A 1,647-nucleotide genomic window follows, 5' to 3' on the forward strand; every position below is an offset into this window, starting at 1 on the left:
CAATGTCATTAAGTTAAGGCGCATGGCCAAAAATCAAGAACAAGAGCTGGTTATCGAAAGATAGCCGGCTCTTTTTTTGCACGAAAAAGAGAAATAGGACTTGACAAGCAGTTGGAAATATGTGGCGAAGCCCCTTGAAAAACAGGAGGTTACGCCAATGAATGAGTACGCGAATTCGCTAAAAGAAACGCTGACATCCCTCATACGAGAAATGTCAGCCGCACCAGCACCTTATGTCAAAAACCCTAATAAAGATTTTACCCGAAAGAAAAAGCTGCCCTTTGAAACGGTTATGCAACTCCTGATCTCTATGGGCGGTAACAGCTTATATAAGGAACTCTTGGAATTGAAGGGCTATGACGTAAACACCGCAACCACTTCTGCTTTTGTCCAACAGAGGAATAAAATCCTACCGTCTGCTGTGGAATTCTTGTTTCACGAATTTACGCATTCCTATACGGATATCAAGCACTACCGAGGTTATCGGTTGCTTGCCATTGACGGTTCGGATTTGCATATCGCAACAGACCCTGCGGACACCAATACCTATTTTCAAGGTCAACCGAACACGAAAGGCTATAACCTGCTACATTTGAACGTAGCCTATGACCTCTGCAACAGACTTTACGTGGATGCCATTGTTCAGCCACGAAAGTTGTGCAACGAGGGAAGGGCACTGGCGGCTATGGTTGACCGTTCCCCGATCAAAGGCAAAACCATTGTTATTGCCGATCGAGGCTATGAAAGTTACAACAATTTCGCGCATATTCAGCGCAAAGGGTGGAACTACGTCATACGGGTAAAGGATGTGGATTCTAGTGGTATTCTTTCGAACTTGCGTTTGCCCTCTAGCGAAGCGTTTGATATTGACGTTCACCTGAGACTCACCAAAAGACAAACCAAAGAGGTCAAGGCCCATCCCGAGATTTACAGATTCATCTCTTCCACTTCTACATTTGATTTTTTGGATTTGAAGGAGCACTTGTTTTACCCAATTTCCTTTCGGGTTGTTCGTTTCGTCCTGCCTAATGGCACTTATGAATCCGTTATTACTAATCTTTCCGCTGCTGATTTCCCACCCGATGAGCTCAAGTCCATTTATAACATGCGATGGGGCATTGAAACCTCTTTCCGGGCCTTAAAATACACCGTCGGTCTGACGAGTTTTCACTCAAAGAGACAAGAGTCCATCATCCAAGAGATTTTCGCAAGAATGATTATGTACAATTTCGCTGAAATGATTACCTCGCACGTAGTCATTTCCCAAATGGATACACGGCACCCATACCAAGTCAACTTCACGGTTGCCGTTCACGTTTGTAGACATTTCCTGCGCTCACGGGACGATGAACCCCCGCCCGATGTTGAAGCACTGATTCGCAAAAACATTTTGCCGATTCGACCCATTCGCCCAGGGCAGCAGAATACGCGCAAAATCCGCTATAGATCAGCCGTTAGCTTCGTCTACAGAGTAGCATAATTTGTTTCACATGAACATTTTTTAAGCGGATATTCCATCCGCTTTGTTTGCTGTACGCTTTTTTCCTTGCTTGAATCAAAAAACAAACGGCACAGGGCTTTTCCCATGCCGTTTCGCTTTTCATTTTTATTCCCGGTTTTGTCTTGGAGTTTAACTTAATGACATTG

The 1,647-nt window shown here is 44.4% G+C and carries 2 protein-coding genes; one reads left to right on the forward strand and one right to left on the reverse strand.

Going from position 1 to position 1,647, the window contains the following annotated elements; genetic code table 11:
* Positions 1-157 precede the first annotated feature (157 nt).
* Positions 158-1,480, forward strand: a complete 1,323-nt coding sequence (locus AC58QD_RS32450) for an IS4 family transposase (protein ID WP_497339196.1) — start codon at positions 158-160, stop codon at positions 1,478-1,480.
* Here the strand turns inward: AC58QD_RS32450 and AC58QD_RS32455 are convergent.
* Positions 1,455-1,647 (reverse strand): hypothetical protein (locus tag AC58QD_RS32455; RefSeq protein WP_497339197.1); only part of this gene is annotated, 193 nt, incomplete at its 5' end. The genes AC58QD_RS32450 and AC58QD_RS32455 overlap by 26 nt on opposite strands.

Source organism: Paenibacillus sp. J2R1T-4 (assembly GCF_059692235.1).

What these genes read in the sequence shown, in the direction of transcription:
- AC58QD_RS32450 (WP_497339196.1), top strand. Translation starts at nt 158, where the DNA reads ATGAATGAGTACGCGAATTCGCTAAAAGAAACGCTGACATCCCTCATA.